We start from the raw sequence: 23,611 nt of genomic DNA, 5'->3' as shown, positions 1-23,611 counted from the left end.
TCAGGCCTTGGCGTCGAAAATACTGCCGAGTTTATCGGAAGCGTTCGCGTTTAGTATCCTCAAACTGACTTGGGTCTGTTTATCCACCAATTCCTTAAAAGTATTCAACGTATCTTCTAAAATATCTTTTAATTTTTCTCGGTTCAGAGCCATTTCAAGTTTTCTCTTTCTTCCTTCCAATTCCGTTTTTCGGATAGAATCGAATCTTTGTTCTTCTACGTTTTTTTTCGTTTCAAAAGACTGAAGTTCCGATTCAATTCTGCGTATCTCGGAAAGAATTTGTTTTTCCCTGTCTTCCGATCCTGCACTGAAAGCCGAGAGTTTTTCTTCTTTTTTAAGCGTGTCCTTTTCTTTCGAAGATTCGTCCTGCGAGATTTCATTTTTACGCGGAGTTTCTTCCGACTTTTTCGCGGTGACGGCCTCGGTTTCACCGGAAACGGCAACGAGTTTTCCATTTCGAAACTCGTAATGGATTTTCATGTTTAAAGAACGGATTTCGGCTCGGTCCCTCATCGCCTCGGAGCGGAACTCGGCAACATGTCCAAGTTCATGAGAAATTACATGAAGAACGGAAGTAGACGAAGGAGCGCTTTCCAATTGTCCATGTCCGATATAATGCAAAGATTCATCTCGTGGAATTCCAAGTTGAGTCCTATGTTCTCCGCCGATTTTCACTCTAATACTAGTGTCGGCTTATAAAATCCTAAGTTAAGGATTGGTTTATAAAATATTTCCAAAATGGATAAAATTCTTTGATAAAAAGAAGAATAGAAATTATAATAAGATTGATTAAGAATTTTCGTATCCCATCCAGCGCCAATAAACGAGCCCCGAATGGTCGCAAAAATGTGGGAACTCCCGCAAATTTCCCTTCGCGGTTTTGGGGCAACTCATACAAGAAATCACTGGATTATGATAGTTTTAGGGCAAGCTCTCAATCGGCGGAAGCAATCTTATTTAAAATTTCCGCGATAACTGCATCTGATAAATCGTAAAACAAAAGCCCGTATTTATATTTTTCGTGAATCAAATCTTTCCTGATAATATCGGCTTCAATTTCAGCGAAAAACATAGGGGACATAAGTTTTACACGTTGACCCAAAAGAATTTCCTCTCTTGAACTAATCGACGCTCCGATCATACTCATATCTTCAAGATTTCCCAAAATTTCATTCTTACCAAGAACCACCTTCACTAAGTTGTTCTTCTGGAAACGTTTATAAAAACGTTTATCGGCAAAAGTATCGCTCGTACTTCTCTTTTGTTGCCCTATATCAGTTTGCATAGACCGTCTAGAATAACTCAAATTAAATGAAATAAAAGAAAATTTTTAAGAAAGTAAAAAATAACAAACTTCAAATTCTTTTTAGAAGCCTTCTTAAAAAGCGAGTCGATCCCAAAAAACAACTTCTTAGAGAGAAAACGAATCGTTTTCTCGCCCTAAAAGAACTTCCATCTTCACAGAAGCTCCGGATTCCTGATGAAAAATTCTAAAAATGTCTTCGTCTTTGTGATCCGGTTCGTGATGTGTCAATACCAGGCGTTTAACCTCTAAAATTTCTCCGCAACGAACCGCAACCTTACCGCAAGTGTGTCCCCAACCTACTTTTTTTTCAGCCTCTTCGGAACTATACTGAGCGTCGATGATCAACAGATCCGTTTTCCCGAAAGACTTTTTGAGTTCGAAAAATTCTTCGAGATCGGGTTCCTGAACCTCGACGTCGGTACAAAATAAAAAACTCTTACCATCTTCCTCAAATCGAAACCCGGTACAATTTCCCGGATGTCTGAGAAGAAACGGAGTCACCTTTACGGATCCGATGTCCGTGCTTTTATTTTTTTCCAAAAGGTGAAAGGTCTTTTTGGACATCATACCGGAAAGCGGAATGGGGAAATGCTCCTCGTTTTGTTGCCTTTCAAATCTTTCTTGAAGATTCGGAATGGTGGAATAAAAATGAATATCCACACCTGGAAAATAAGCGGGTTTAAAAAACATCCAACCTTGTATATGATCCCAATGAGTGTGAGTGATCAAAATGTGAATCGTATCTCCGGGTTTGAGACCTTCCGCAAGCAGATCGTTTCCTAACTGTCGAATTCCGGATCCGCAATCAATGATATAACGTTCTCCGGATCGAGCTTGTATAAAGACGCAAGTAGTGTTCCCCCCGATGGTTCGAGATAGAGAAGGATCTAAGGAATTTAAAAACTTTTCCTCTGAAAAATTGCCGTTCTTCTTTTTGATTTCGGAATGAGCCGCCTTCAGAATTTTAAGAATTTTCTCCCTGTATTCCGATTCACTCAGTGGTGTGGGGAGCGAGCCCCGAACGCCGTATAGTTTTACTTTCACTGTATTATATTAGACAAACAAAATGTGTAAAATTCTCTGACGATAAACCATGGTCCAAGAACTCGAACAAAAACTCTGGTCGATCGCAAGCGGAATCCCTTTCGCTTCGGATTATTTTTTGCGGGCTAGCCCTTTAAGGAAACTGAAAAAAGAAAATTTATTCTCAAAAGTGTTCGAGACATATTTTTTAGAGTTGGGCTCCGGCTGGGGAGAAGTTGCGATCTCGATGGCCCTTCAAAGACCGAACACAGGTTTCGTACTGATGGAGAAGAAGTTCGATCGAATCCGGCACACGATACGCGGAATCGAAAAACATTCTCTCAATAACGTGAAAATTCTCTGTGTCAACTTCAATTGGTTCTTGGAAGACGTATTTGAAGAGAACCTTTTTTCCGAAGTCCTACTCAATTTTCCGGATCCTTGGCCCAAGAGAAGGCATCATAAAAAAAGAACGATGAATTCCAAGTTTTTAGAATCTCTTAGAATTCTTCTTCCGGAACAAGGAAAATTTTCCTTTGCAACGGACTACGGTCCTTATGCGAGAAAAGCGATTCGTCTTTTCAGGGATTCGGAAGTTTTCAGACCGGAAACGGTCGAACTTAGATCGGAAAGGAGCGAAATCCCCGTTTCTCACTTTGAAAGAAAAAAACGGGAAGAAGGAAAAAGGATCTACTACATCGATCAGGTTTTGATCAAAAAATAAAAATCCAAACGCGAGAATATCAATTCCGCATGTTATCAAAACAAAACGCCGAACTTCCTAAAAGAAAATTCAGCGTTTTAAAAAGTATGAATTTTTTTTCAGCGATAGACTAGGGAATATATTTTTCCTTCCTCGTCTTTCAACGGATAAGACCAAATCGGTTTGCCGTCGATCCCGTAACGAATCGCCTTTCCGGATTTAAAAAGAACGATTCCGTCGTCTTTTTTACCCGGAAGAATTCCTTCAATGTCGGACGCTTCCACGATAAAAGAATTTACTTTGAGAGAACCGGATTCGACACGATATACGGTTTTTCCGGCATGAAACCAAAGATAAGAAGAACGAACCACGAACTGAGAGGCGGAGTCGTTCGGCAGATCGATCGAAGCAGATTTTTCATTATCGATCGAAACGATTTTCTTTCCGGATAAAAAGAAAATTCCAGTTTCATAAGATCCTAAATATCTAAGTTCCCCGGTTCCTTTTTGTATGATCTTTTTGGCGTTCAAGTCCTTTAGGGAAGCATCATATACTTGCGCTTGAATTCCTTCTTTTTGCGCGACCGAAAATAAAGCGCCGGATTTAATCCCCGACCAAAAAGATCCTTCAAAGGAAACCGAACCGTTCAGTTCGAGTTGATCCGAATAACTGTAAATTTTAGAACTTTTTCCGGTCACAACTTCTACTAGAATGTTTTCTCCGGAAAAATTTGCCTTTTTGATTTCACCGGATGGAAGTTTAGTTTCTCTGAGTAGGATTCCGGTTTTAAGATCCATAACTTCGAGTTTTTTTTCCGAAATTCCGATCAGACGTTTATCGGCCAACAAAAACTTATAAGGAGTCGCGGTCTGAATCCTCCAGTGACGAACCCCACGATCCTTATCCAAAGATTCTACGCTGGTTCCATAGTTTAATATTACGGAATTATTAATGAGAACGGGAACACCGATCAACTTTCCTCTGCTCTGATAAGATTGCAGAATCACGGGATTGTCTTCGTCCGCAATCACCAATCTTTCGGCTTGGGCTGCGTGTGGAGAACCAGGAAATTTTTCCGCGAGTTCTCTTCCTAATTCCAGAACTTCTTTTTTAATCGCCGGATTGGCCATCTTCGTTTTTTGCTCCGAAAGGATACGAATCAAAGCGAAAATATCCCTTTCGTTTCTTTCCAATTCCAACGCTTTACGAATTTCTTTTTCGGCCTGTTCCAAATCTCCGCGTTTGTAATAGATGTAAGAGATCTGATAGTGAGCGTCCGAAAATTCCGGATTTTTCTGTACAATTTCCTTAAAGATCGCAATCGCTTCGTTGTAAAGATTATCGTTAAAAAGTATAATCCCGATATTGTAAGGCGCAAGTTCGTTCGCGGAATCCTGTTGCATCGCGGCTTCAAATTCTTCCTTGGCGATTTTCTTATTTCCGGAATGATACATGGAGATTCCCTTACCGATTCTCGCAGCTACGAAATCAGTGTTGAGAAGTAGAGATCTATCAAAAGAATCGATCGAAGCTTCGTATTTTTTTCTTTGAAGATGAATGATTCCCATCTGATAGTGACTGTAATAGGAATCCGGCTTTTTAGCAAGAATCTCCTTAAAACCCGCCTCGGCCTTATCCACTTCCCCCTTTCTGAGCAAAAATGCATTGATCGCTTCCCTCGTTTGAAGATTGCGGGTTCCGGGCGGAGGACTTTCCAACATCGAAATTCCTTTTTCTTCGTTTCCTAAAGCCAAATGACATTCAGCAATTTTAATATACAAAGTCAATTTTCCCGTTTTTTGAAACGCATCCTGATAAAGCGGTATCGCTTTTTCATATTGACGCATATTGAAAAGTTTATTCGCTTTTTGAATGGTCGGTATTACGGTCGCGAACTTTTGATTTTCTTGGATCGTTTTTCTCGTTTCTGCGATTTCGGGAATATCTTTGGATAACTTCTCCGCCTTGGAAATCCAGTTTAATGCGGAATCATGATTGTTCTTTTCGTTCTCTTCCAGAGAGATTTTATAATACAACATCGCGAGACGAAAATTGACCGCTTCGTTGTTCGGAAATTTTTTCTGAAGATTCTTATAAACGTTTTCCGCCTTTTCGTATTCCTTTTTATCTTCGTACGTTCTTCCCAAAACGATCGCAGCGGAAGGATCGTTGCCGGTTAAATTTTCCAATTCTTTCGTGTATTGGTTGGCGAGGGTTTGATTCTTTTGAGAAGAATAAAGGCGAATCAATCCTTGAAGCGCAGGAATGTTTTGTTTATCTATGGAAAGCGCTTTCTTAAAATTTTCCTCCGAGGACTTCGATTCTCCCGAAATGAAATACAATCTTCCGAATGCATTATAAACGGAAGGTTCTTCCGAAGAGGCTTTTTTCGCTTTTTCATAAAAGACTTTCGCTCCTTTGGTGTCTCCCTTTCTAAGATGTTTATCCCCTTCGTAAATCTGTTCGGAAACGTCGATGAACGAGATGATTTGTTTTTTTTCGGATTCGGACTTTAAGGACTCCGCTTCCTTTCTCGCGACTTTATAACGATTTTCGGCGATCAACAAGAACACTAGGTTTGTCACCGGCTCGACAAATGCCGTGTCCAAATCTCGGGCTCTTGTAAAATACACAAGCGCCTTTGCGGGTTCGCCCAAGGCCTTCATGTTCAAACCCATTTGATTTTGATAGATCGCGTTGTTCGGAAACTGGGAAGTCGCTTTTTCCAAAACGGATACGGACTTTCTGTAGTTTCCGGTTTTGTAATATACCGCCGCAATGCCCGAAATCGCCTCTTGATAGTCGGACTTAAGCGCAAGAGAACTTTCGAACGCTTTCAGAGCGGCTTCGTATTCTCCCGTTAAAATTCGGGCGTTCCCTAAAAAGATATAAGGCGCAGGATTTTTCGGATCGTTTTGAATTGCGGTTTGAAAATGGGACGCAGCTTCCTTATAATTCTTTTTTCTCATCGCTTGGTTCCCGTTTTCCAAAGCCGACGCGACTCTGGTTACGGAAGCGGATTTTTTTGCGGACAACAATTCCGGATCGTTCTTTCTTGCTTCTTCGAAATAGACCTCGGCTTCCTCGTACTTCTTCAACTGTACTGAGGCGTCTCCAAGCTGCATGTTCAATTGGGCGGGGAACGCGAATTCTTTTACGGGAATCCTTTTGAGAGTTTCGTAGGATTGTTCGAACCTACCTTGATTTTTTAAGATCACCGCTTTTTTGAAGGAATAATTGTATTTGTCTTTGACCGGCAAAGATTCTAACTTTTCGTAAACTTCGATCGCGTCTTCGTTTTTACCTTCGGCGGTGTAAATGATGCCTAACGTGAGCAGAATCTGTTCGTTTTCGGGATCGATATCGGTTCCTTTTTTCAAGGAAACAAGAGCGTCTTGATTTTTGCCGAGTTTGTATTCGGAAACTCCCGCGAGATAATAACCGGGCGCGGTCGGATACGTATTTACCGCAAGATTGGCCTTTTCCAACGACCTTTCAAAATTTCCTTTTTGAAAGAACGAATTTCCTTCATTCAAGATTTTTGATACTCGTTTCAGTTTTTCACGGGTCGCCGAATCCTTTTCCAAAACCGAGTCTTGAGTTTGGGATTTTCTAAAATCCTTACTCAAACAATGAACCGTAAATTGTCCGCTAATAAGAACGAGTATGATAGTCGATATGATATTGTTTTTCATAAAATTCAAACCTTTCATTTATATCCCTTGTATTCGATCTTGAGATTTCTTAACGGAGAACGTTTTGAAAATTTTTCCCCTCTCGTAAGAATGGAAATCCGCCAAACGCCGGAAACATCCAACTTGTCTTCCAAAACTTTAGAATATCCTAAATACAATCGAACCGTTCCCTCTTTTACGTCGGTTACGATCCGGAACGGACGTCCGTCTTCTTTGTCTTCCTTCTTGAATTTGTATGTTCCGACGTCGTTTCCGTTGGAAGGAAAAGAATACACGCTGAGTCTTTCTTTTTCATATTCCAAGCTGATCGTTTTTTTCGACGTGTGAAAAGAAATCGCCACGATTCCGGAATCCATGTCGGAAGTGATCGGAATGATTCCTTCCAACTCCATATTTTCGGGAACAAACGGAACGGAAAAAACTCCGTACCAACCGGAGGGTAAAGAAGAAACATTCTGAAAATCTAATGTTTTTCCGGAAAAAGCCTGAAATCCTTTTTCGCCCGAAAGTTTCCAAAACTCGGGTTCGGAAACCAAGTTATCGGTTTTATAAGGTAACGCGATTTCGGTAATTTTATCCGCGTCCACGATCATTTGCCCTTCGTAATAAACCAAAGGCCCGTTTTCTGTGTCGCGAACCAATTCCAACTGCATCGCACCCGGAGTAAGATTACTTCTATATAAAGGAGTTTCTCCGATTCTTAAACCGTCTAACGCGACTTGAAGGGCTTCCGGAAAACTCAAAATCCTTAGGCCCCCCAGCGTTCGATCCTCTTTCCATTCTTGATAAATGGAAATCGTTTGGCCTGAACGGATTTGTAAGGATTTGATAATATCTTTTTGTCCGGGACGAGTGATTTGAATTTGTTGTAAACCTTCCGGCAAAGGATAATTTCGAAAGGACGCGATTCCGATCTTTTCGCCTTGAAACGAAACTTCGGTATCCGCGGAAGAGGCGCTGAATGAAAGATAACCTTGAATCGATTTTTTAAGAATCAAATCGATTTCTCCGGAACTCAAAGACTTTTCCCAAATCGGAACCAAAGAGGATTTTTGATCGAGTGCAAGAACTCCGGAACTATGTTTCAGATAATAAGCTTGATTCGTTTGTAATTCATCCGCTGTTTGAGGAGGTTGAAAGGACCCGTCCACGTTTCCATAAACGATCTCTTTTACCGGATCCGTGATTTTTTGATTTACGATCCATTTCCCGGAGACTTCGCGAATATCGGTTTTTATCACCGCGTCAACGTTCAACCTTTTGAGTTCTTGGGAAAGTTGCGAAGGATCCTTCCAAGCCACTTCCGTTATACGCACTTGTTTTCCTTTTACTTTAGCCCAAATCAAACGAACCTCGTCGCTTAAGAAAGAACCCAACTTGGAATCCATTTGGTCGGGAACATGGATCGGAGCCATAACGAATACCGGAACCGCATTTCCCGTTTTTCGAATCTTATAATCGGTCTCGGAACCTGCTCCAAAAATCGCTTCTTCCTCTTTGAGAGACTTGAACGTCGGCTCTTGCAAAACGGAATTGAAGTTTTCGATTTTTTGAACGGAAGAACAATCGATAAGAATCAATAAGAAAAAGAGGAATCGTATCGGGTTAAAAATCAATTTCATAGCAGTTCCATGAATTTTCATCAGTTGAATAAGAAATCCATTATAAAAAGATCTAAGGAAGGATCATCCGTAATTTTCGATGATTCGATTAAAAATAAAAAAACCGGAGAGATTTCTCCGGTTTGTAAAACGTTAGTTCAAGGGTTTACCGAAACCCTAAAAGGTTTCTTTCGGGTTTAATTTCAGTTTTTCCTTTTGTACATCCTGCTGAATATATTTGGTTTCATTTACGACCTTGGCGGTTTTGGTAACCTCGTCCGCGTTATTACGGTCGGCTTCGCGTTTTTGAAACTCGGCTTTTACTTCCTCTACGGAACCGGATTGACTTAGGATTTTAAGTTCTTCACTGGAGGATTTGAGTTCTTCAACGAGTTTTCCGTATTCAAAAGTTTCGTTTTTATGAAGAACGATTAGTTCTTTCATTTCGGAAAGCGAATCGTTTTGAAGTGAACGAATCAACTTGTCCGTAAGTTTTTGATTTTTCTCGATTCTAAGTTCGCGATTCTTGCCCAGGATCACTTCGGAAGATTCTCCCTTTTTAGAGACTGCGATACTTCCTTCGATCACCGCAAAACGAACGGTACAATTTTCTTTCGCACAATTGACTTTGGATCCTTGCGGGCTTTCTACGGAAGTTAAAAAGGAAGTTCCCCTAACACCTGCAAGTGCGGTCGGAGTGGAAACCGTAAACTCGGTAGTTTTCTGATTTTTCTTTACCATCGTCACGATTTTTCCGTAGTTCACTTGAACGTTGGTGTCCGATCCGTTCGGATTCATAAGAGAGGAAATCGCGATATCGGAATTTTTTGACATCTTGATAATACCGCTGTCGGCAACCATAATCTCGGCTCCACCGTTCGAGCTGGTCTGAATCCGATCTGTGGAAGAAAGCTCGGCTCCTAACTCCGCTTTTCTTTCCCCGGAATCGGAAAGAATTTTCACGTCTCCAAGAACCCATACGATTCTTGCCGTGGCGGCATTGGATTCGGTTTTGACCTGATCGCTACCGGATGATTTGTTAGTGCTACAAACGATCAATAACGCGGACAATGCGCTGATAATCGCAATAAATAGATAACGTTTCATAAATCCCCCAAACTTTAAAAAGATTGCATTATGGATAACAGCCCATCAAAGGAAAAATTGCAAGAATTTAGAATTAGTATATCATACGAATGTAAGTATTTTATATAAAAAATCGTAAGCGGAAACCGGATATGGGAACTTATACGGCAAAAAAGCCGTTTAAAACCTATAAACTAAGGAAAGAGACGGTTTCTGTAGGACTCCCACGCGTTGAGAAGGATTTTGGAAGAAAAAGGATCAAAAACGCACATTTATCAAGTGTTCCGACAAGAATGGAGCTTTTTACTTGCAAAAAGTATGATTTTCTGATAGAGAAAAGCCTCCCGAGCCTTTCCACCTCCTATTTCGCGCCCCTTAGGAAGCGGAATAGAGTTTCTTCCCTGAATTGCGCCCCTGGAAACTCAATGAACGCCTTCCTCAACTCAATCTCACTCCCTACAAGTCGTTTGATAGATTTATTTTTTTTTCGGTTTTTCCGGTTCGACGATAATCGCGTCCAATTCCTCTTCCAACTTACATTTCGGATAATTGTCGATCGGAAGACTGGTCCCTACCCAACCGAAAGCTTCCTGGGCGGTGATTACGTGAATATCCCAGCCCATGACGATATTCGGACAACCCCAAACTTTGTTTTTGCATAAAACTTGACTGGATTTCGGTTTCGGATAAGCCCAAGCGGAAGGAGGATAAACACATTTCATTTCCACTTCCGCGATCTTTCTCAATCTTTTGACGTTTACTTCAAATTCTTTGAAAGTAGAAACCAAGGGATTTGCAAGAAGTTCGTCGAAGTATTTTTTGGAAGTATTGTAAGCGATATAATAGACCAATTCTTCCATAACGTAGTCCTTATCGGAAGCGTGGTGACTGATGTTTGCGATATAGCGGGTCAACTTCAAAGTGTCGGTCAGTAAGGATTGGAAAAAATCGTAGGATTTTTCCGGAATCGCGTCTTCTTTCGAACTTTCCACCTTGCTATCGCTTTCGCCGTCGTTGGAGACGATATCATCCAAAAAAGTTTCGTCGATGCTTTCGCTATGTCCGCCTTTTTCGATCGAAATCGGTTTATCCGGATTGTCGATCATCCCGAGAGGCATATGATTGGAAATCGCTGCGTATGTGAATTCGATAAGATCAAGTTTTTGTAATGTATCCGAACACTTATTTGCGACTCGGACTTTTTCTGCGTCATCGGCGGGCAATTTGATAAACCGATCCGCCGCGATCCGTGGAACGTCCATGAGGATTCCCGCTGTGAAAGCGTATCGTCTTAGAAGTCTAAACTTCATCGTATCCGGAATCATCACGATCCCGAGAGCCAAAAGCCCCAACTCGCTGATGTACTTAAAGAAGTTTAAATTTTGATTGTAGACTTTTAAAAGGGTCAAAACCGTCTTTTTGGAAAGTAAGGAATTTCTAATGATTCCCTTGTAATTATAAATCGAATTTTCATACATGAATTTCAGAAACTTCATATCCGTAGATTTGAGTTGATTTATAATTTTTAGGGCGAGAATATTCTGAATCTGTTCCACAAGTTCCTTATTCAACTTCACGTTGAATTTGGAAGTATATTGTCCTTTGATATCCTTCAATCGGGTAAGCGTGGATTCTTTAATCTGCACTTCCTCTTTTATCAACACATTTCCCGAATTGTCTTCAATCGGAGAAAGAAAACGAATCATAGATCCGGTTTCAAATTCTCTTGTAAAATCAATTAGATCGTCGATTGAATCGAATTCCAGATAAGAATGTGTGACTTTCATTTTGAAATCCTATCTCTGCGTGTAACTCTATGCGGATTATCAAGGCTTGTAAGCATCGATTCCAAACTTTTCCTTCTTTCCAAAGTTATCGATTCGGTTTTCAAAACGGACAACATCACGCAATCGGATGACAGTTTACAACAATTCGATTCTTCACAATGTTTTTTTTGACTGGAAAGTTCTGGAAAACTTTCCAGAATTTCCTCTTTTTTTAGATGGAGAATCCCCCATTCTTTTATCCCCGGAGAATCGATCAAAGTCGTTCCGTCTTCCAAAACGAGCAAAAGGGAATTTGTAGTCGTATGTTTTCCCTTATCTTTCGAAACGCTAATCCCGGAAGTTTTCTGAACCTGAGTTCGAGTCAATAGATTGATTAAAGTAGACTTGCCAACGCCCGAATTTCCGACGAGAAACGTCATTTTTCTCCGTAGATATTTTTGCAATTCGGGGACCCCTTCCCCGGTCGTACAAGAAATTCCAAGCACCTGATAACCGAGGTCCCGATAAACTTTCATACGCTTTTCGGCTTCGCTCTCGGAAGTAAGATCCAACTTTGTAAATAGAATCAGCGGTTGTGTGCGAGAGGTGAAAACCGCCGCCAAACATCGATCCAGAAAACCGTCCTTGGTTTCGGGTGATTTTAGAGAAATAAGAACCGCGGTTTGATCCGCGTTCGCACATAAAACCTGAGTATCCCCTTCGCGGCTTTTGCGAGTTAGGAAAGATCTTCTTTCCAATCTTTCACAGATTACCCAATCCTTACCCGAAGAAAGTTCCGCGAGAATTTTATCTCCGACCACGAACGGATGCCTTTCTTCCGCGGAAACGGTCCTCAGTTTTCCTTTGAGAAAAGCTCTTACAATCCCTCGCTCGGGAGAATAAATTTCATAATAAGCTCCGTAAACTCGGGAAATGATAAAAAATTCTTTGACTGAAGGATTCGATTCTAACATGATTTCAACGCGTTTTGTATGCTGATTCGGAGACTCAATGCCTTAGGGCCAATCGTATATTTAATTCTTTTGATAACCTGTTTTCAGCTTATCAACGTGCTAACTTTACAGTCATTTCATTTCTTTTCTTTCAATTCTCACGGACTTCTTTTCGCCCTTATTCCGGGTACGGTTTTAGGATTTATAGTCTACATCCTTTCCATTCGAATTTTAAGAAGAATTTCCGGAAAGTTTTTAGGAAGAATTTTTCCGTTCCTTCAATCTTCCAATGCCGAGATTGTTCGATATCTTTCGGTTTTGGACCAATTTAAAAACGATCTGATCGCGACGAACCTAACGGGGCTCGTATGTGAGAAAATTCTAAAATTCATCCAAGCCGTCGTCCCCGCAAAAAAGGTTACGATCTTTCTTTGGAAAGAGGAAATGGGAAAATTCGCTCCTTGTCCCGATTCCGGAGAAATTCAATTTTTTATTTTCGATCCGTTTCTTCTTTGGATCACCGAAAACGATAGGATCTATAACTTTAAGGAATTTGCAACCGATTTCAGTTTGAGTAAGATTAGAAATTCCGCCGAAAACTTTTTCACAAAAACCGAAGCGGAACTGATTGTTCCCTTAATTCTCAACAAAAGTCTTTTGGGAATGATCGTTTTGGGAGAAAGAAAAAATCGAAAAAGTTACAGCTCTTCCGAAATCGATAAACTCAACGAAATACGTTCCGTTTCCGTAATGGCGCTTTCCAATGCGATTTTCTACGAACGTTTGATCGAGTTAACCGAAACCTTGGAGGAAAAAGTTAAGATCCGCACTCGAGAATTGGAAAACGCCCAATCACAATTGATCCTGTCCGAGAAGATGGCTTCTCTCGGGATCATGGTGGCCGGAATCGCACACGAGATCAACACACCTGCCGGTGTGATCAACGGAGCCGCGGACAACCTGGATCAAAATATGAATTATCTGGTTCGAAACGTTTTCGATATCGTCCTTTTGGCTAAAAATAGAAAACTTAGAAAAAATTTCGAACTCGCTCTTCTTCATCTGCTTCGGGACAAAAAAAGTTCGGAGCTCGATTCGAGAGAAAAGTTCCGTTTAAAAAACGAACTCAAAGAAGAGATGAAAAGTATGAACTTCGGGCCTTCTCTTGCCTCGGAACTTTCAAATTTTATTATAGAGAATCAGATCGGAGAGGAAAGAAAATACATATATAACGTTCTTCTAAAAGACGACGATCGCGGATATATGATGCTCAAAAACGCGGCTTACATCAATCGAAACATAAAAAACATCCGATACGCGATCCGAAATATCGTTCGAATCGTAAAAGCGTTGAAATCCTACTCCCATTTGGATCAATCCAAAATCTTTTCTCCCGCAAACCTCGTAGAAGGTTTGGAAAATACGTTAATCATTCTTCATAACCAAGTGAAACACGGAATCGAGGTGATTCGGAATTTTCAGGAAATCCCTCTCGTATTCTGTAACCCCGACGAGCTGAACCAAGTATGGACGAACCTGATTCAAAACGCGATGCAAGCCTTAAAAGGAAAAGGTAAAGTGAATATTTCGGTCTTTCCTTTAAACGATTTGGTCGTAGTTGAAATCGAAGACGACGGACCCGGAATTCCAACCAAAATTCAAGATCGTATTTGGGATCCTTTTTTTACGACCAAGGATCAAGGAGAAGGAACGGGACTGGGACTCGGAATCGTAAAGGGAATCGTGGAAAAACACAAAGGCAAAATCACTTTAACTTCCAATCCCGGAAAAACGATTTTCCGAGTGGAATTACCCGTCAATCCGGAAGTCGTCTCCGAAAACAAAAAGTCCTGATTCATTACGAAAATTTAAAATACGATCAAGAACGCATAACGTGAAACGCGACAAAGAGAATTCGGAAATTTCATTCTTCAAGGAAGTTTATACCTTGGTTAAGAAGGTTCCCAAAGGCAAAGTGACTTCTTACGGCAGGATCGCGGCGCTTTTGGGAAAACCGAGAGCCGCTCGTGCGGTCGGCTACGCGTTAAACGCGCTTTCCAAAGGTCAAGAACAGAAAGTTCCCTGGCAAAGGGTCATCAACAGTCAGGGAAAAATTTCCTTTCGAGGAGACTCGGGTCGTTCGATCCTGCAAAAGAAAATACTCGAAGACGAAGGAATCAAATTCAATTCTGCGGAAACGATCGACTTGAAAGTATTCGGTTGGCCGGATATGATCCCTCATAAGCCTATAGTTCGTAAAAAAAGGAAGCGCACATCTCAAAATCGAATACGATCAAAAGATTAAAACGAGGTTTCGAAATAAAAACGATCGAAAAAAGCGAGTAAGTTCGGATACAACTTCGTAAATTCAAAATAAAAATGCATTCTTTCAAAAAGTAGAATATGGAAACTCACCGATGACTCAAAAAATCAAACCGGTCACTCTGACGATCGCGGGCTCCGATTCCGGAGGAGGCGCCGGAATTCAAGCGGACTTAAAAACGTTCACCGCATTGGATACGTTCGGAACCACCGCAATTACTTGTCTTACTTCGCAAAACCCTTCGGGTGTTACCGGAATCTTGGAAGTGGATGCGGACTTTTTGGAAAAACAAATCGTAGCCGTTCTGGATTATTTTCCCGTAAAATCGATTAAAACGGGAATGTTATTTTCGACGGCCATCATCGAAAGAACGAGTTCTCTTCTTTCAAAGAGAAAGAACTCTAAAAAAGATTTTTCACTCGTGATCGATCCCGTGATGGTCGCGACGAGCGGCGCCAAACTTTTACAAGACTCTGCAATCGACGTTTTGTTAACAAAGTTGATCCCTATCGCAGACTTAATCACTCCCAATCTGGACGAAGCGGAAATCCTTTCCGGAAAAAAAATCGATAGAAGTCGAGATATGCCGGATCTTGCAAAAGAAATATTCGAAAAGTTTAAAGTTCCCGTTCTTTTAAAAGGCGGTCATTTACAAAACGAGGAAGTTGCGCTCGATATTCTGTACGACGGGAAAACGATTTACAAATTTGAAAAACCGTTCGTAAGAGGATTTTATCCGCACGGAACCGGATGTACTTACTCTTCTGCGATCGCTTCTTATCTGGCTCGAGGCGAGAAGTTGGCCGAAGCGGTTCGATTTGCGAAAGAATATTTACACGCGGCAATCGAACAATCTTATACCGCAGGAAAAGATAAAACGTTAAATCACACTCCGATATTTGATTAGAACTTTGTTTTCAATTTAATAAGATTGTATTTTTATTTAGAGCTTGTCCAAAACCCGAAAATGTGGGAACTCACACTTCGAGTGATTAGTAGCGAGTTGTTAAGACTTTACACCGCACCTAAGAGACGTAATCTGTGGGAACTCACACACTCAGAAGAAAGAACGATCCCCCACCTAAACCCTATCCACTAAACCCTCGCCACTTGAAATGTGGGAACTCCTGCAAATTTCCTTCGAGGTTTTGGGACAAGCTCTTAATTTGAATTCGATGTAATAAAGATTGGGCGAATAAGAAACTCAAGTGTTGCGCTTGGGTGCAACATATCAGAGTCTGTGTCAAAACGAACGTCATAAGGTTGAATTCATTTTCATTACAAACTCAAAACCTTAAAGTTTATACCTATTGACCGTTAAACGAAATAATCGTTTATTTTTCAATGCCTCGATTATTCCGAACGACCAAAGAGAAAACTTTTTCGTGAATGTTTTAAATTCATATACCATAAAGTCGGTTTCGTAAAAGGTTTTAACAAAAGTAAAATTCATTTCTTTTCGTTTAACAATTCGTCCTCTACAAGTTTTTCCAGAATGGTCAAAGGCAAAGATCCGCTGTCTAAAACAACCGAATGAAATTTTCGGATATCGAAGGTTTCCTTTTTATCAGTTCTTACCTTTTCTCTCAGCTCGAGAATTTTCAACATTCCGAGTTTATACGAACAAGCCTGTCCCGGATAAACAATGTATCTTTCGATCTCCGCAGTCACGTCCTTCGGAGCCATTCCCGTATTCTGCATCATATAAGAGATCGCCTGTTCCCTATTCCATCGTTTATAATGCAACCCGGTATCGACTACAAGGCGAACGGCTCTGAACAATTCCGCCTGGAGCCTCCCTAAATCCGAATAAGGATCCTGAAAAAAATCGTAATCCTTTGCAAGACGTTCCGCATACAAGGCCCAACCCTCCACATAAGCGGTAAACGTAGTCGTGTTTCTAAAACGCGGAAGTCCTTTGAGTTCCTGCATGATCGCGATCTGAAGGTGATGACCCGGAATGGTTTCGTGATAAGTCAAAGTTTTCATTCCAAATTTAGGAATTTCTTTTGTGTCCCGAAGATTTGCGTAAAAAACTCCCGGCCTAGAACCGTCTAACGCAGGTTCGTCGTAATAGGCACCCGGCGCAGTTTTCTCCTTAAAAACGGGAATCCTTTCCACTTCCACTTTGCTTTCAGGCATCCTGAAAAACAACGGTTTCGTTTTATCCTCGGAGTCCTTTAGAATTTTCTTATATTCTTCCAAAGCCTGTAACTTGCCCTCCTCGTTGTCGGGAAATAAAAAGCGAGGATCTTTTCTGAGTTCGGACATAACAATCGGAATGGATTGATTTTTTCCGATACTTTTCAAAATCGTTCTCATTTCGCTTTGAATACGAGAAACCTCCGACAAACCGATTTTATGAATCTGTTCGGGACCCAATTCGGTCGTGGTATGTTTTTTCAATTCGTGGGAATAATAGGCGTCCCCGTCCGGAAGTTTCCAAACACCGGCTCTTGAGTCCGCGTGTTTTTTTTGCTCTAATAATAGATTTAGCAATTTTGAATACGATGGATAAACTCCCGATTCGATCGATCGTTGAACTCTCTCTAAATAACTTGCCTTTGAAACTGCGGCGATCGAATCGATTTTTCCGATTTTTTTCTCGAATGCGGCGTATAAAATATTTTGCTTTGTCGGTACTTCTACGAACCCCCTTACTTCCGAGATCAGCCGATCCAATATGAAATCGGGCGGGAGAATTTCATTCTTATCCCTGTATAAAATTCCCTCGATCAGTTGGTCGATTTTTTTGGGAACGGCTTCCAGTCTTGCGACGTAATCGTCGACGTCTTGAGAAGAAGTGATCGGATGTTGGGTCGCTAAAAAAGTCGGGAGCTGACTTTGAACTCCGAACAACTGATTTGCGGGATAATCGTGGAATAGAAATCTTTCGCCCGAAGTTTTTAAACGAAGAGACCATTCCAATATTTCAAAGGATAATAACTCCTGACCGGATAAACCTTCTTTTCCGTAGGATAAAAGAGTTTGGAGGTTGTCCTTCGCTTTTTCCAAATCCCGTTTTTGTTTTTCAATCGATATGTCGGTAAGCTTTTTTTGATAACCGCCGATTCCGAAGTTGTTCAAAATTCCGAGAGAAGTCAGATATTCCGGGTCATCCAAAACGGATTCCCAAAAAATCTTTTCATAAAACAATCCGATCGTGAGCGGTTTAAAGAAAATCGTATGTAAAAACAAAGTGAACGTTAAGGAAAGTAAGATCAAGATCCCGAAAAGAATTCTTTTGAAAAGAGAAGTATTCGACATAGTAAAACAAAGTACGGAATGCCTGAGAAAATGAAAATTCTATTTTTATAAAGGGAACCTCTAAAAAACCCGCATTTTTTGAAAATCTATATTATAGAATGCTTTAGAAGTGCGTTTTACGCTTATCCAAATATCGAAATGAAAGAAGTGAGTTTCCGTCAACCCCGACATCCGAACCTTATTACCCGAATTAGTGGACACGGTCGCGCAAAAGAAAAGATACAAAACATCTCTCGTAAAACACAATAAGATGAAAACTTCGAAGAGAACGCGGAAGGGATCGAAGTGAAAATACTGCAATGCAACATGCACTCAATATAATTTTAATTGCGACGGTCTTATTTCATGTTGCTTTGCAGATTGAAACGAAGAGCCCGGTCCATCCTTGGGCAAAGCCCAAGAGATGGAGCCGCCCCGATCCGTTCTTAACCGACCCGTAAGTTAAAAAGGTTTTTGAAATAAGACCTATTGAAAGCGTTTTTTGCGAGAGTCTAATGGGCAGTAGTTTAGAATTTCATAATTTTCTAAACTAATGGGACGATAATTAGAAAAACAAAGGAAACGAGTAAGGTCCAGATTCCGGCGGAAGACAAAGAGAACCAAAGTGAATTCTGCCATTGGATCAGGGGAGTTGCCACGAACAAAATCATTCCCAAGTAGGAAAGATACGGCGAACGATCATAGAGATGTTTTTGCCATTCTATAAATCCTTCCTTAAAGTCCTTTACGTCTCCGCGAAACTTTAAGTCCAAGATCAATTCTCCGATCCATCCGGCGACGGAAAAAATCAAAGTCCATACAAAGAATAATATCGACGCGGATAACGGGATCGCTCCGAATCGAAGAAAAATATGAGCCGCAAGAAAAAACATCCCAAGAACCGGCAAAAACGGATAAAGAATTTTGGTTCTCAAAAATTTACTTTCTGCCGCGTAACGGAAAAAAGGGATAGAATTCCGAGACTGAAACGATCCGCAAAATACACACTGGATCGACTCCGCTAAGATATGCGTGCCGCAGTTCCTGCAGAATCGTTTCTCATTCTCCATCTTCGACGATAAGGGTTCAGCTCTGATTGATAAGTCGATGAATCAACTGGCGTAAAAAATCCGCGTCCGGAGTTCCGCTTTTCGGAAGAGGTTTGTTGTTTATGAACAACGTAGGAGTGGAATTGATCTTCAGCTTTTCAGCCTCGTCCACTTCCCGATTGATCTGATCCCTGATCTTTGGAGAACCCATACAAGCTCGGAACTGATCCATCTTCAGACCGCTTTTTTCCGCGAGACGAGTTACGGTCACCGCAGTATGCATCACTCCCGCTTCGTTGTCATCGTAAAGCCCCGTATAAACCGGATAAAATTTATTTTGTTGATTTGCACAAAGCGCGGCGCTCGCCGCAACACAAGAGCTCGCTTCCGGAGATTTTCTTCCCACCAATCGATTGCAATTTCCATCCAACGGAAAATTCTTATAAGCGACTTTGATAATTCCGTCGTATTCGCTCAGGAAAGATTTTAAAATCTTACTCGTGTGCATACAATGCCCGCAGTTAAAGTCCGCGTATTTCACGATCGTAATCGGTGCGTTCGGATCACCTACAACCGGAGCGTCTTTTAGGTCGATCGGAACCGTCGGAGTCGTTTCAAATTCTTTTAGTTGTTCTTGAATCGACTTTTCACCGTTAGCCGCTCCGGAAACCAGTCTCGCTCCGCCCGTGGAAATTTTTCCTCCGTAAAGACCCAACACAAAAAAGGAAAGAATCACGATAAGAAAATTTAAGGCATTTCCGCTTAAAGAATTCAGAACCACACGGACCGATTTATCGGAAAGAGATTTAAAATCGGGAAAGTTCACCGCAAGGAGCGCGATCGTCACGACATAAGTTGCGGCGCAAAGACCGCATAACGCTTTGATCACTCCTACGGAAATAATAAACAACCCCAAGTCGGCTACAAAGCCGAGGATTAAAACATAAAACGCTAATCTAAGATTCGCTTCCGCGGTTTCTTTTTTGATTTCGGAGAATACGAAAAGAAAACCTACAAAACCGTAAAAAAGAAAACCGAACAATGCGATCGGAAGATCTCCGAGAATGGGAACGTTTCGAATCGCCGAATAAGAACTTTCGGAAACCTTATCGCAGGAACCGGATTCGCTGAGCGCGTTGCAGAGAGTTTCCCCGACCGAACTAGGATCACCGTAGTATTTTTGGATGAGTAAAAAAGAAAGAATCAATCCTAATACGGAAAGAATGATCGATATTTTATTTTTAGACAATTGGCTCATGAATATCCCCGATCCTTTGAGATCGATTTACCTTTATGTAAAGTTCCTTTCGAAATGAAAAGAAAAATCCAATTCTCTTGTCGGTTTCCTCAAATGGATGAGATCGCCTTGGCAAGATCCAGTTTTCCTTCGTACAAAGCCTTTCCCGTAATCACGCCGTAGAGCGGAATTTTAGTTTTGAGCGAGGAAAGATCCATAAGATCTTTGAGCGAGGAAATTCCGCCGGAAGCGATGACTTGAAACGGATAAGAATTTAAGATCTCCCGATAGGCTTCGAGATTCGGTCCGGCAAGAGTTCCGTCTTGGGCGATATCCGTAAAGACGACGTGTTCGATTCCGGCCTTTGCGAGTTGGTCCATAAGATCGTGATAATTAACACCCGAGTCTTTTTCCCAACCCGCAATTTTTACGATCCCGTCCCTTGCGTCCACTGCGACTACGACTCTTTCTTTTCCGTACGTTTCAAGAGCGTATTTCAAAAGATCGGGATGAGTGATCGCGGCGGTCCCGAGAATAAAACGATCGATTCCGATCTTATCATAATAAGTCAATTTTTCCTTATCCCGAATCCCGCCGCCTAACTGAATTTTCAGGGAAGTCGTTTCGCGGATTTTCAAGACGGAAAGTTCGTTGATTCCGATTTGATTTCTAGCGCCGTTCAAATCGACCAAATGAAGTAAGGTCGCCCCATTTTTAGCGAAACCTTCCGCAAGTTTCCAAGGTTCGGAGGAATAGATTTTCTTTTCCTCGTAATTTCCCTTGAATAAACGAACTGCACAATTATCGAATAGATCGATGGCCGGAATGATAATCATACGAAACGAATGAAATTCTCCAAAAGTTTAAGTCCATGAGTATGAGATTTTTCAGGATGGAACTGAGTCCCGAAAATATTATTTTTTTCCACAACGGCCGGAAATTTTTCTTGGTAGTAATCGCAAAGCCCGGTAATCGCGTTTCCTTCCGCGTCCGTCGGTCTATAAGAATGAATGAAATAAAAAAAAGCTTCATCCCCTATTCCCTTCAAAAGAACGCTCTTGTCCTTTCTGCGGACCCGAAGCCGGTTCCAACCGATGTGCGGAACTTTAAAATCTTTTCCGTGAAATTTTTTGATCTTTCCTTTGATATATCCCAGACCTTCGATTTGTTCCTTTTTAGTACCTTGAGCGATCTCTTCGGAAGACTCAAAAAGAATTTGAAAGCCTATACAAATCCCAAAGAGAGGTTTTCCGGAATTTACGTGCTTATCGATCGTTTCCCGGAGTCCGGTCGAATTTAAATTCTCCATCGCCTTATCAAAATGTCCGTCGCCGGGCAATATTAGAGCTTTTGAATTTTCGATCGTTGTCCGATCTTTCGTAAAAACAAAATCTTTGGTATAAAGAGATACGGCTTTGATACAGGAATGAATGTTGCCCATTCCGTAATCTAGAATAGCTATCATTCCAGAACCCCTTTTGTAGAAGGGATCGCACCCGCGGCGGAAGAGTCGTGCGCAATCGCCATTCTGAGAGCCTTGCCCAAGGCCTTAAAAATAGATTCGTGAATATGATGTCTGTTATCTCCGTAATGAACCAACACGTGCAGATTCATCTTGGCATTCAATGCGAGCTTTTGTAAAAATTCCAAAGAAAGTTCCGCGTCATAAATTCCAAATTTACCCGTGAGCACAGGACCGGTGTATTTGAAAAAATATCTACCGCCGAGATCAACCGCGACCGTTGTCAAAACTTCGTCCATGGTCAGAGTGAAATGTCCGTATCTAAAAATTCCGGCCTTGTCGCCTAACTGTTTATGAATCGTATTTCCCATCAAGATCGCAGTGTCTTCGACGGAATGATGGCAGTCGATTTCGATATCCCCTCTTAACCAGAGGTTCAAATCGATCAATCCGTGTTTGGAGATATGAGAAAGCATATGTTCGAAAAAAGGAATCTCGGTATCGAATTGATACTTACCGGTTCCGCGGAGATTCATCTCCAATTTGATCTCGGTCTCGGAGGTTTTTCTTTCTGCTTTCATTCTAACTGGATCATAGAATCCGATCAACCCTCGTGTCAATGAATTCCAAAATAATGGATGACGGAAAACCGAAACCTACCGAAATAGTAAGAGCAGTTTCTTGCTGCATTCCACCGCGCCGAAGTGGCGGAATTGGTAGACGCACTGGCTTCAGGTGCCAGCGATCGCAAGGTCGTGGGGGTTCGAGTCCCTTCTTCGGCAAAAATTAATTACAACAACATAACATGGACTCGAAGCTTTCGAGCGAGAGCATTTTGAACGACCCATAGGGAGTGAAGAAATGCGATGTGAGTCCATGGATGGACGAACACGCGAGAAAGACGCCCCGGAACTCAGTCGAGCAGGATGCGAGACTGTGGAGGGGCGAGTCCCTTCTTCGGCAAAAATTAATTTATGATTTTTCCGATTGCTGCAGATAAAGTCGCGATTCCTAACATTCCACCTAAGATCCAACGAGTTTGAATGGCAATGGTCTTATGAATATCCACGATGGACTTTTGCAATTCGAGAAGGTCGGATTTTGTTTCCGCTCTAAGACCCGCAATGTCTGTTTTCAACTCCGTACGAAGATCAGCGATATCTGTTTTTAATTCCATCCTGAGTGTCACGATGTCTTCTTGCAATTTAGTTCGAACTTCCGAGATTTCTTTTCTCACATTTGAAATTCCTGTTCTAAGATCAGCGATATCTGTTTTTAATTCTGTCCTAAGATCGACAATCTCAGTTTTAAGTTCCGTCTGAAGACCGGCGACTTCGGTTTTGAGTTCTGTCTTAAGATCAGCGATCTCCGTTTTTAATTCCGCCCGAAGATCAAAGACCTCAGTTTTGAGTTCCGCGACTTCCGTTTTTAATTCCGTGCGAACACTGGAAATCTCGATCTTCAACTCCGTACGAACATCGCCCAGTTCCTTTCTCATCTTGGCGGCTTCCGTTTCAGATCCGAATTGTACTCTGAGAATCTTAGAATTGAGTTCGCTGAAGCCGGTTTTCATTTCCGCACGAAACTCCGAAATTTCTCCGCGAATATTTACGATTTTAATATCCATCTCATAGCGAAGTTTTTCTATTTCTCCTGAGAAGGCAATTTTAACCGCTTCAATTGCGGAATGTAATCGTGAAATCTCGGATTTTAGTAGCTTTTCAAATTGTTGAAAAGTTGTTTCCAAAATCGAGTTTTTTGAAACCGTAAAAGCTTCGTTTAAGAAAAGTAAAAATTGATCCTTTCCTTCCGGACCTAACAGCTCTTCCATTCTGTTCGGGATTTTATAGATTAAGTCCATCAACATTATTTACTCCTTTGCCTGATTCGAGTTCAAGCGCATTTTTCTCTCCGCTGAATACGGTTCTCGAAAGCAAAGGAGTAGATTTCAAAAAGATATAAAAATTGAAATCTAAGTTTCCCGTAACAATTCTATAAGATCAACGTCTGACGGAAGAGGTCACACTAAACTTGACCGACGACTCCCGAACATCCCGATCCTAAAAAAACCGATGTCTTTTGACAGACGGGGTTCTCTCTAAAATCTATCCGTCAGAAAACATACAAACACGACGCGGAGGAAACTAAAGTACCGCGCTTC

General features: G+C 41.4%; 19 protein-coding genes and 1 tRNA gene. 5 read left to right on the top strand and 15 right to left on the bottom strand.

Annotated elements, in window-relative coordinates:
• The 3 genes from LEP1GSC194_RS01490 to LEP1GSC194_RS01480 all read right to left on the bottom strand — a co-directional run bounded on the left by LEP1GSC194_RS01490 (nucleotide 1) and on the right by LEP1GSC194_RS01480 (nucleotide 2,350).
• Nucleotides 1-675, bottom strand: a complete 675-nt coding sequence (locus LEP1GSC194_RS01490; protein ID WP_020771795.1) for a hypothetical protein — start codon at nucleotides 673-675, stop codon at nucleotides 1-3.
• Between the two features lie 259 nt (nucleotides 676-934).
• Entirely contained in the window at nucleotides 935-1,285 is a 351-nt protein-coding gene (locus LEP1GSC194_RS01485) for a PilZ domain-containing protein (RefSeq protein WP_036040550.1), read from the bottom strand.
• Between the two features lie 126 nt (nucleotides 1,286-1,411).
• Complete coding sequence (locus LEP1GSC194_RS01480; RefSeq protein ID WP_020771991.1) at nucleotides 1,412-2,350, bottom strand: MBL fold metallo-hydrolase; 939 nt, start codon at nucleotides 2,348-2,350, stop codon at nucleotides 1,412-1,414.
• A gap of 49 nt (nucleotides 2,351-2,399) precedes the next feature.
• On the opposite strand from LEP1GSC194_RS01480, the gene trmB reads away from it, so the two are divergent.
• The gene (trmB, locus tag LEP1GSC194_RS01475) at nucleotides 2,400-3,053 is read left to right on the top strand and encodes a tRNA (guanine(46)-N(7))-methyltransferase TrmB (RefSeq protein ID WP_020771831.1); all 654 of its coding nucleotides are present in this window, start codon (nucleotides 2,400-2,402) and stop codon (nucleotides 3,051-3,053) included.
• Between the two features lie 98 nt (nucleotides 3,054-3,151).
• On the opposite strand, the gene LEP1GSC194_RS01470 is transcribed toward trmB, so the two are convergent.
• The 5 genes from LEP1GSC194_RS01470 to rsgA all read right to left on the bottom strand — a co-directional run bounded on the left by LEP1GSC194_RS01470 (nucleotide 3,152) and on the right by rsgA (nucleotide 12,154).
• Nucleotides 3,152-6,745 (bottom strand): tetratricopeptide repeat protein, encoded by a 3,594-nt coding sequence (locus LEP1GSC194_RS01470; protein WP_020771801.1) that lies wholly within the window; start codon nucleotides 6,743-6,745, stop codon nucleotides 3,152-3,154.
• On the bottom strand, nucleotides 6,742-8,349 hold the full coding sequence (locus LEP1GSC194_RS01465) for an LIC10124 family lipoprotein (RefSeq protein WP_020771969.1): 1,608 nt from the start codon (nucleotides 8,347-8,349) through the stop codon (nucleotides 6,742-6,744). Before LEP1GSC194_RS01465 ends, LEP1GSC194_RS01470 begins: the two co-directional genes overlap by 4 nt.
• 156 nt (nucleotides 8,350-8,505) lie before the next feature.
• Complete coding sequence (locus LEP1GSC194_RS01460; protein ID WP_020771911.1) at nucleotides 8,506-9,435, bottom strand: FecR family protein; 930 nt, start codon at nucleotides 9,433-9,435, stop codon at nucleotides 8,506-8,508.
• A gap of 455 nt (nucleotides 9,436-9,890) precedes the next feature.
• A complete protein-coding gene (locus tag LEP1GSC194_RS01455; RefSeq protein WP_020771892.1) occupies nucleotides 9,891-11,201 on the bottom strand; it encodes a hypothetical protein in 1,311 nt (436 codons plus the stop codon).
• Nucleotides 11,198-12,154 carry a ribosome small subunit-dependent GTPase A gene (rsgA, locus tag LEP1GSC194_RS01450; RefSeq protein WP_020771817.1) on the bottom strand — a complete coding sequence of 319 codons (957 nt, stop codon included), beginning with the start codon at nucleotides 12,152-12,154 and terminating at the stop codon, nucleotides 11,198-11,200. Before rsgA ends, LEP1GSC194_RS01455 begins: the two co-directional genes overlap by 4 nt.
• Before the next feature lie 18 nt (nucleotides 12,155-12,172).
• Between rsgA and LEP1GSC194_RS01445 the strand changes: the two genes are divergently transcribed.
• From LEP1GSC194_RS01445 to thiD, 3 genes are all read left to right on the top strand, one after another.
• Nucleotides 12,173-13,987, top strand: coding sequence for a sensor histidine kinase (locus tag LEP1GSC194_RS01445; RefSeq protein WP_020771754.1), 1,815 nt, complete (start codon nucleotides 12,173-12,175; stop codon nucleotides 13,985-13,987).
• Between the two features lie 40 nt (nucleotides 13,988-14,027).
• Nucleotides 14,028-14,438 (top strand): MGMT family protein, encoded by a 411-nt coding sequence (locus tag LEP1GSC194_RS01440; RefSeq protein ID WP_020771942.1) that lies wholly within the window; start codon nucleotides 14,028-14,030, stop codon nucleotides 14,436-14,438.
• A 112-nt stretch (nucleotides 14,439-14,550) separates the two neighbouring features.
• Nucleotides 14,551-15,363 carry a bifunctional hydroxymethylpyrimidine kinase/phosphomethylpyrimidine kinase gene (gene thiD, locus LEP1GSC194_RS01435; protein ID WP_020771891.1) on the top strand — a complete coding sequence of 271 codons (813 nt, stop codon included), beginning with the start codon at nucleotides 14,551-14,553 and terminating at the stop codon, nucleotides 15,361-15,363.
• A 542-nt stretch (nucleotides 15,364-15,905) separates the two neighbouring features.
• On the opposite strand, the gene LEP1GSC194_RS01430 is transcribed toward thiD, so the two are convergent.
• The 6 genes from LEP1GSC194_RS01430 to hisB all read right to left on the bottom strand — a co-directional run bounded on the left by LEP1GSC194_RS01430 (nucleotide 15,906) and on the right by hisB (nucleotide 22,070).
• Nucleotides 15,906-17,723 (bottom strand): DUF885 domain-containing protein, encoded by a 1,818-nt coding sequence (locus LEP1GSC194_RS01430; RefSeq protein WP_020771819.1) that lies wholly within the window; start codon nucleotides 17,721-17,723, stop codon nucleotides 15,906-15,908.
• Between the two features lie 524 nt (nucleotides 17,724-18,247).
• Nucleotides 18,248-18,772, bottom strand: coding sequence for a hypothetical protein (locus tag LEP1GSC194_RS01425; protein ID WP_020771967.1), 525 nt, complete (start codon nucleotides 18,770-18,772; stop codon nucleotides 18,248-18,250).
• Between the two features lie 16 nt (nucleotides 18,773-18,788).
• Nucleotides 18,789-20,009, bottom strand: a complete 1,221-nt coding sequence (locus tag LEP1GSC194_RS01420; RefSeq protein WP_020771746.1) for a vitamin K epoxide reductase/DsbA family protein — start codon at nucleotides 20,007-20,009, stop codon at nucleotides 18,789-18,791.
• A gap of 89 nt (nucleotides 20,010-20,098) precedes the next feature.
• The gene (hisA, locus tag LEP1GSC194_RS01415) at nucleotides 20,099-20,824 is read right to left on the bottom strand and encodes a 1-(5-phosphoribosyl)-5-[(5-phosphoribosylamino)methylideneamino]imidazole-4-carboxamide isomerase (protein ID WP_020771912.1); all 726 of its coding nucleotides are present in this window, start codon (nucleotides 20,822-20,824) and stop codon (nucleotides 20,099-20,101) included.
• Nucleotides 20,821-21,453 carry an imidazole glycerol phosphate synthase subunit HisH gene (gene hisH, locus LEP1GSC194_RS01410; RefSeq protein ID WP_036040546.1) on the bottom strand — a complete coding sequence of 211 codons (633 nt, stop codon included), beginning with the start codon at nucleotides 21,451-21,453 and terminating at the stop codon, nucleotides 20,821-20,823. The genes hisA and hisH overlap by 4 nt, the downstream gene beginning before the upstream one ends.
• Nucleotides 21,450-22,070 carry an imidazoleglycerol-phosphate dehydratase HisB gene (hisB, locus tag LEP1GSC194_RS01405; RefSeq protein WP_020771760.1) on the bottom strand — a complete coding sequence of 207 codons (621 nt, stop codon included), beginning with the start codon at nucleotides 22,068-22,070 and terminating at the stop codon, nucleotides 21,450-21,452. Before hisB ends, hisH begins: the two co-directional genes overlap by 4 nt.
• 78 nt (nucleotides 22,071-22,148) lie before the next feature.
• On the opposite strand from hisB, the gene LEP1GSC194_RS01400 reads away from it, so the two are divergent.
• Nucleotides 22,149-22,232: transfer RNA gene (locus LEP1GSC194_RS01400), tRNA-Leu, on the top strand.
• 185 nt (nucleotides 22,233-22,417) lie between these two features.
• Here the strand turns inward: LEP1GSC194_RS01400 and LEP1GSC194_RS01395 are convergent.
• Nucleotides 22,418-23,317: an LA_3696 family protein gene (locus LEP1GSC194_RS01395; RefSeq protein ID WP_020771909.1), complete on the bottom strand. Its 900-nt coding sequence runs from the start codon at nucleotides 23,315-23,317 to the stop codon at nucleotides 22,418-22,420.
• Nucleotides 23,318-23,611 lie beyond the last annotated feature (294 nt).

It is taken from the genome of Leptospira alstonii serovar Sichuan str. 79601, assembly GCF_000347175.1.
GTDB classification, from domain to species: Bacteria; Spirochaetota; Leptospiria; order Leptospirales; family Leptospiraceae; genus Leptospira; species Leptospira alstonii.
Note: the sequence above shows the minus strand (reverse complement) of the source record. Positions and strands in the feature narration are given on the sequence as shown.

What these genes read in the sequence shown, in the direction of transcription:
- LEP1GSC194_RS01485 (WP_036040550.1), bottom strand. Translation starts at nt 1,285, where the DNA reads ATGCAAACTGATATAGGGCAACAAAAGAGAAGTACGAGCGATACTTTT.
- trmB (WP_020771831.1), top strand. Translation starts at nt 2,400, where the DNA reads ATGGTCCAAGAACTCGAACAAAAACTCTGGTCGATCGCAAGCGGAATC.
- LEP1GSC194_RS01470 (WP_020771801.1), bottom strand. Translation starts at nt 6,745, where the DNA reads ATGAAAGGTTTGAATTTTATGAAAAACAATATCATATCGACTATCATA.
- LEP1GSC194_RS01465 (WP_020771969.1), bottom strand. Translation starts at nt 8,349, where the DNA reads ATGAAATTGATTTTTAACCCGATACGATTCCTCTTTTTCTTATTGATT.
- LEP1GSC194_RS01460 (WP_020771911.1), bottom strand. Translation starts at nt 9,435, where the DNA reads ATGAAACGTTATCTATTTATTGCGATTATCAGCGCATTGTCCGCGTTA.
- LEP1GSC194_RS01455 (WP_020771892.1), bottom strand. Translation starts at nt 11,201, where the DNA reads ATGAAAGTCACACATTCTTATCTGGAATTCGATTCAATCGACGATCTA.
- rsgA (WP_020771817.1), bottom strand. Translation starts at nt 12,154, where the DNA reads ATGTTAGAATCGAATCCTTCAGTCAAAGAATTTTTTATCATTTCCCGA.
- LEP1GSC194_RS01445 (WP_020771754.1), top strand. Translation starts at nt 12,173, where the DNA reads ATGCTGATTCGGAGACTCAATGCCTTAGGGCCAATCGTATATTTAATT.
- thiD (WP_020771891.1), top strand. Translation starts at nt 14,551, where the DNA reads ATGACTCAAAAAATCAAACCGGTCACTCTGACGATCGCGGGCTCCGAT.
- LEP1GSC194_RS01430 (WP_020771819.1), bottom strand. Translation starts at nt 17,723, where the DNA reads ATGTCGAATACTTCTCTTTTCAAAAGAATTCTTTTCGGGATCTTGATC.
- LEP1GSC194_RS01425 (WP_020771967.1), bottom strand. Translation starts at nt 18,772, where the DNA reads ATGGAGAATGAGAAACGATTCTGCAGGAACTGCGGCACGCATATCTTA.
- LEP1GSC194_RS01420 (WP_020771746.1), bottom strand. Translation starts at nt 20,009, where the DNA reads ATGAGCCAATTGTCTAAAAATAAAATATCGATCATTCTTTCCGTATTA.
- hisA (WP_020771912.1), bottom strand. Translation starts at nt 20,824, where the DNA reads ATGATTATCATTCCGGCCATCGATCTATTCGATAATTGTGCAGTTCGT.
- hisH (WP_036040546.1), bottom strand. Translation starts at nt 21,453, where the DNA reads ATGATAGCTATTCTAGATTACGGAATGGGCAACATTCATTCCTGTATC.
- LEP1GSC194_RS01395 (WP_020771909.1), bottom strand. Translation starts at nt 23,317, where the DNA reads ATGTTGATGGACTTAATCTATAAAATCCCGAACAGAATGGAAGAGCTG.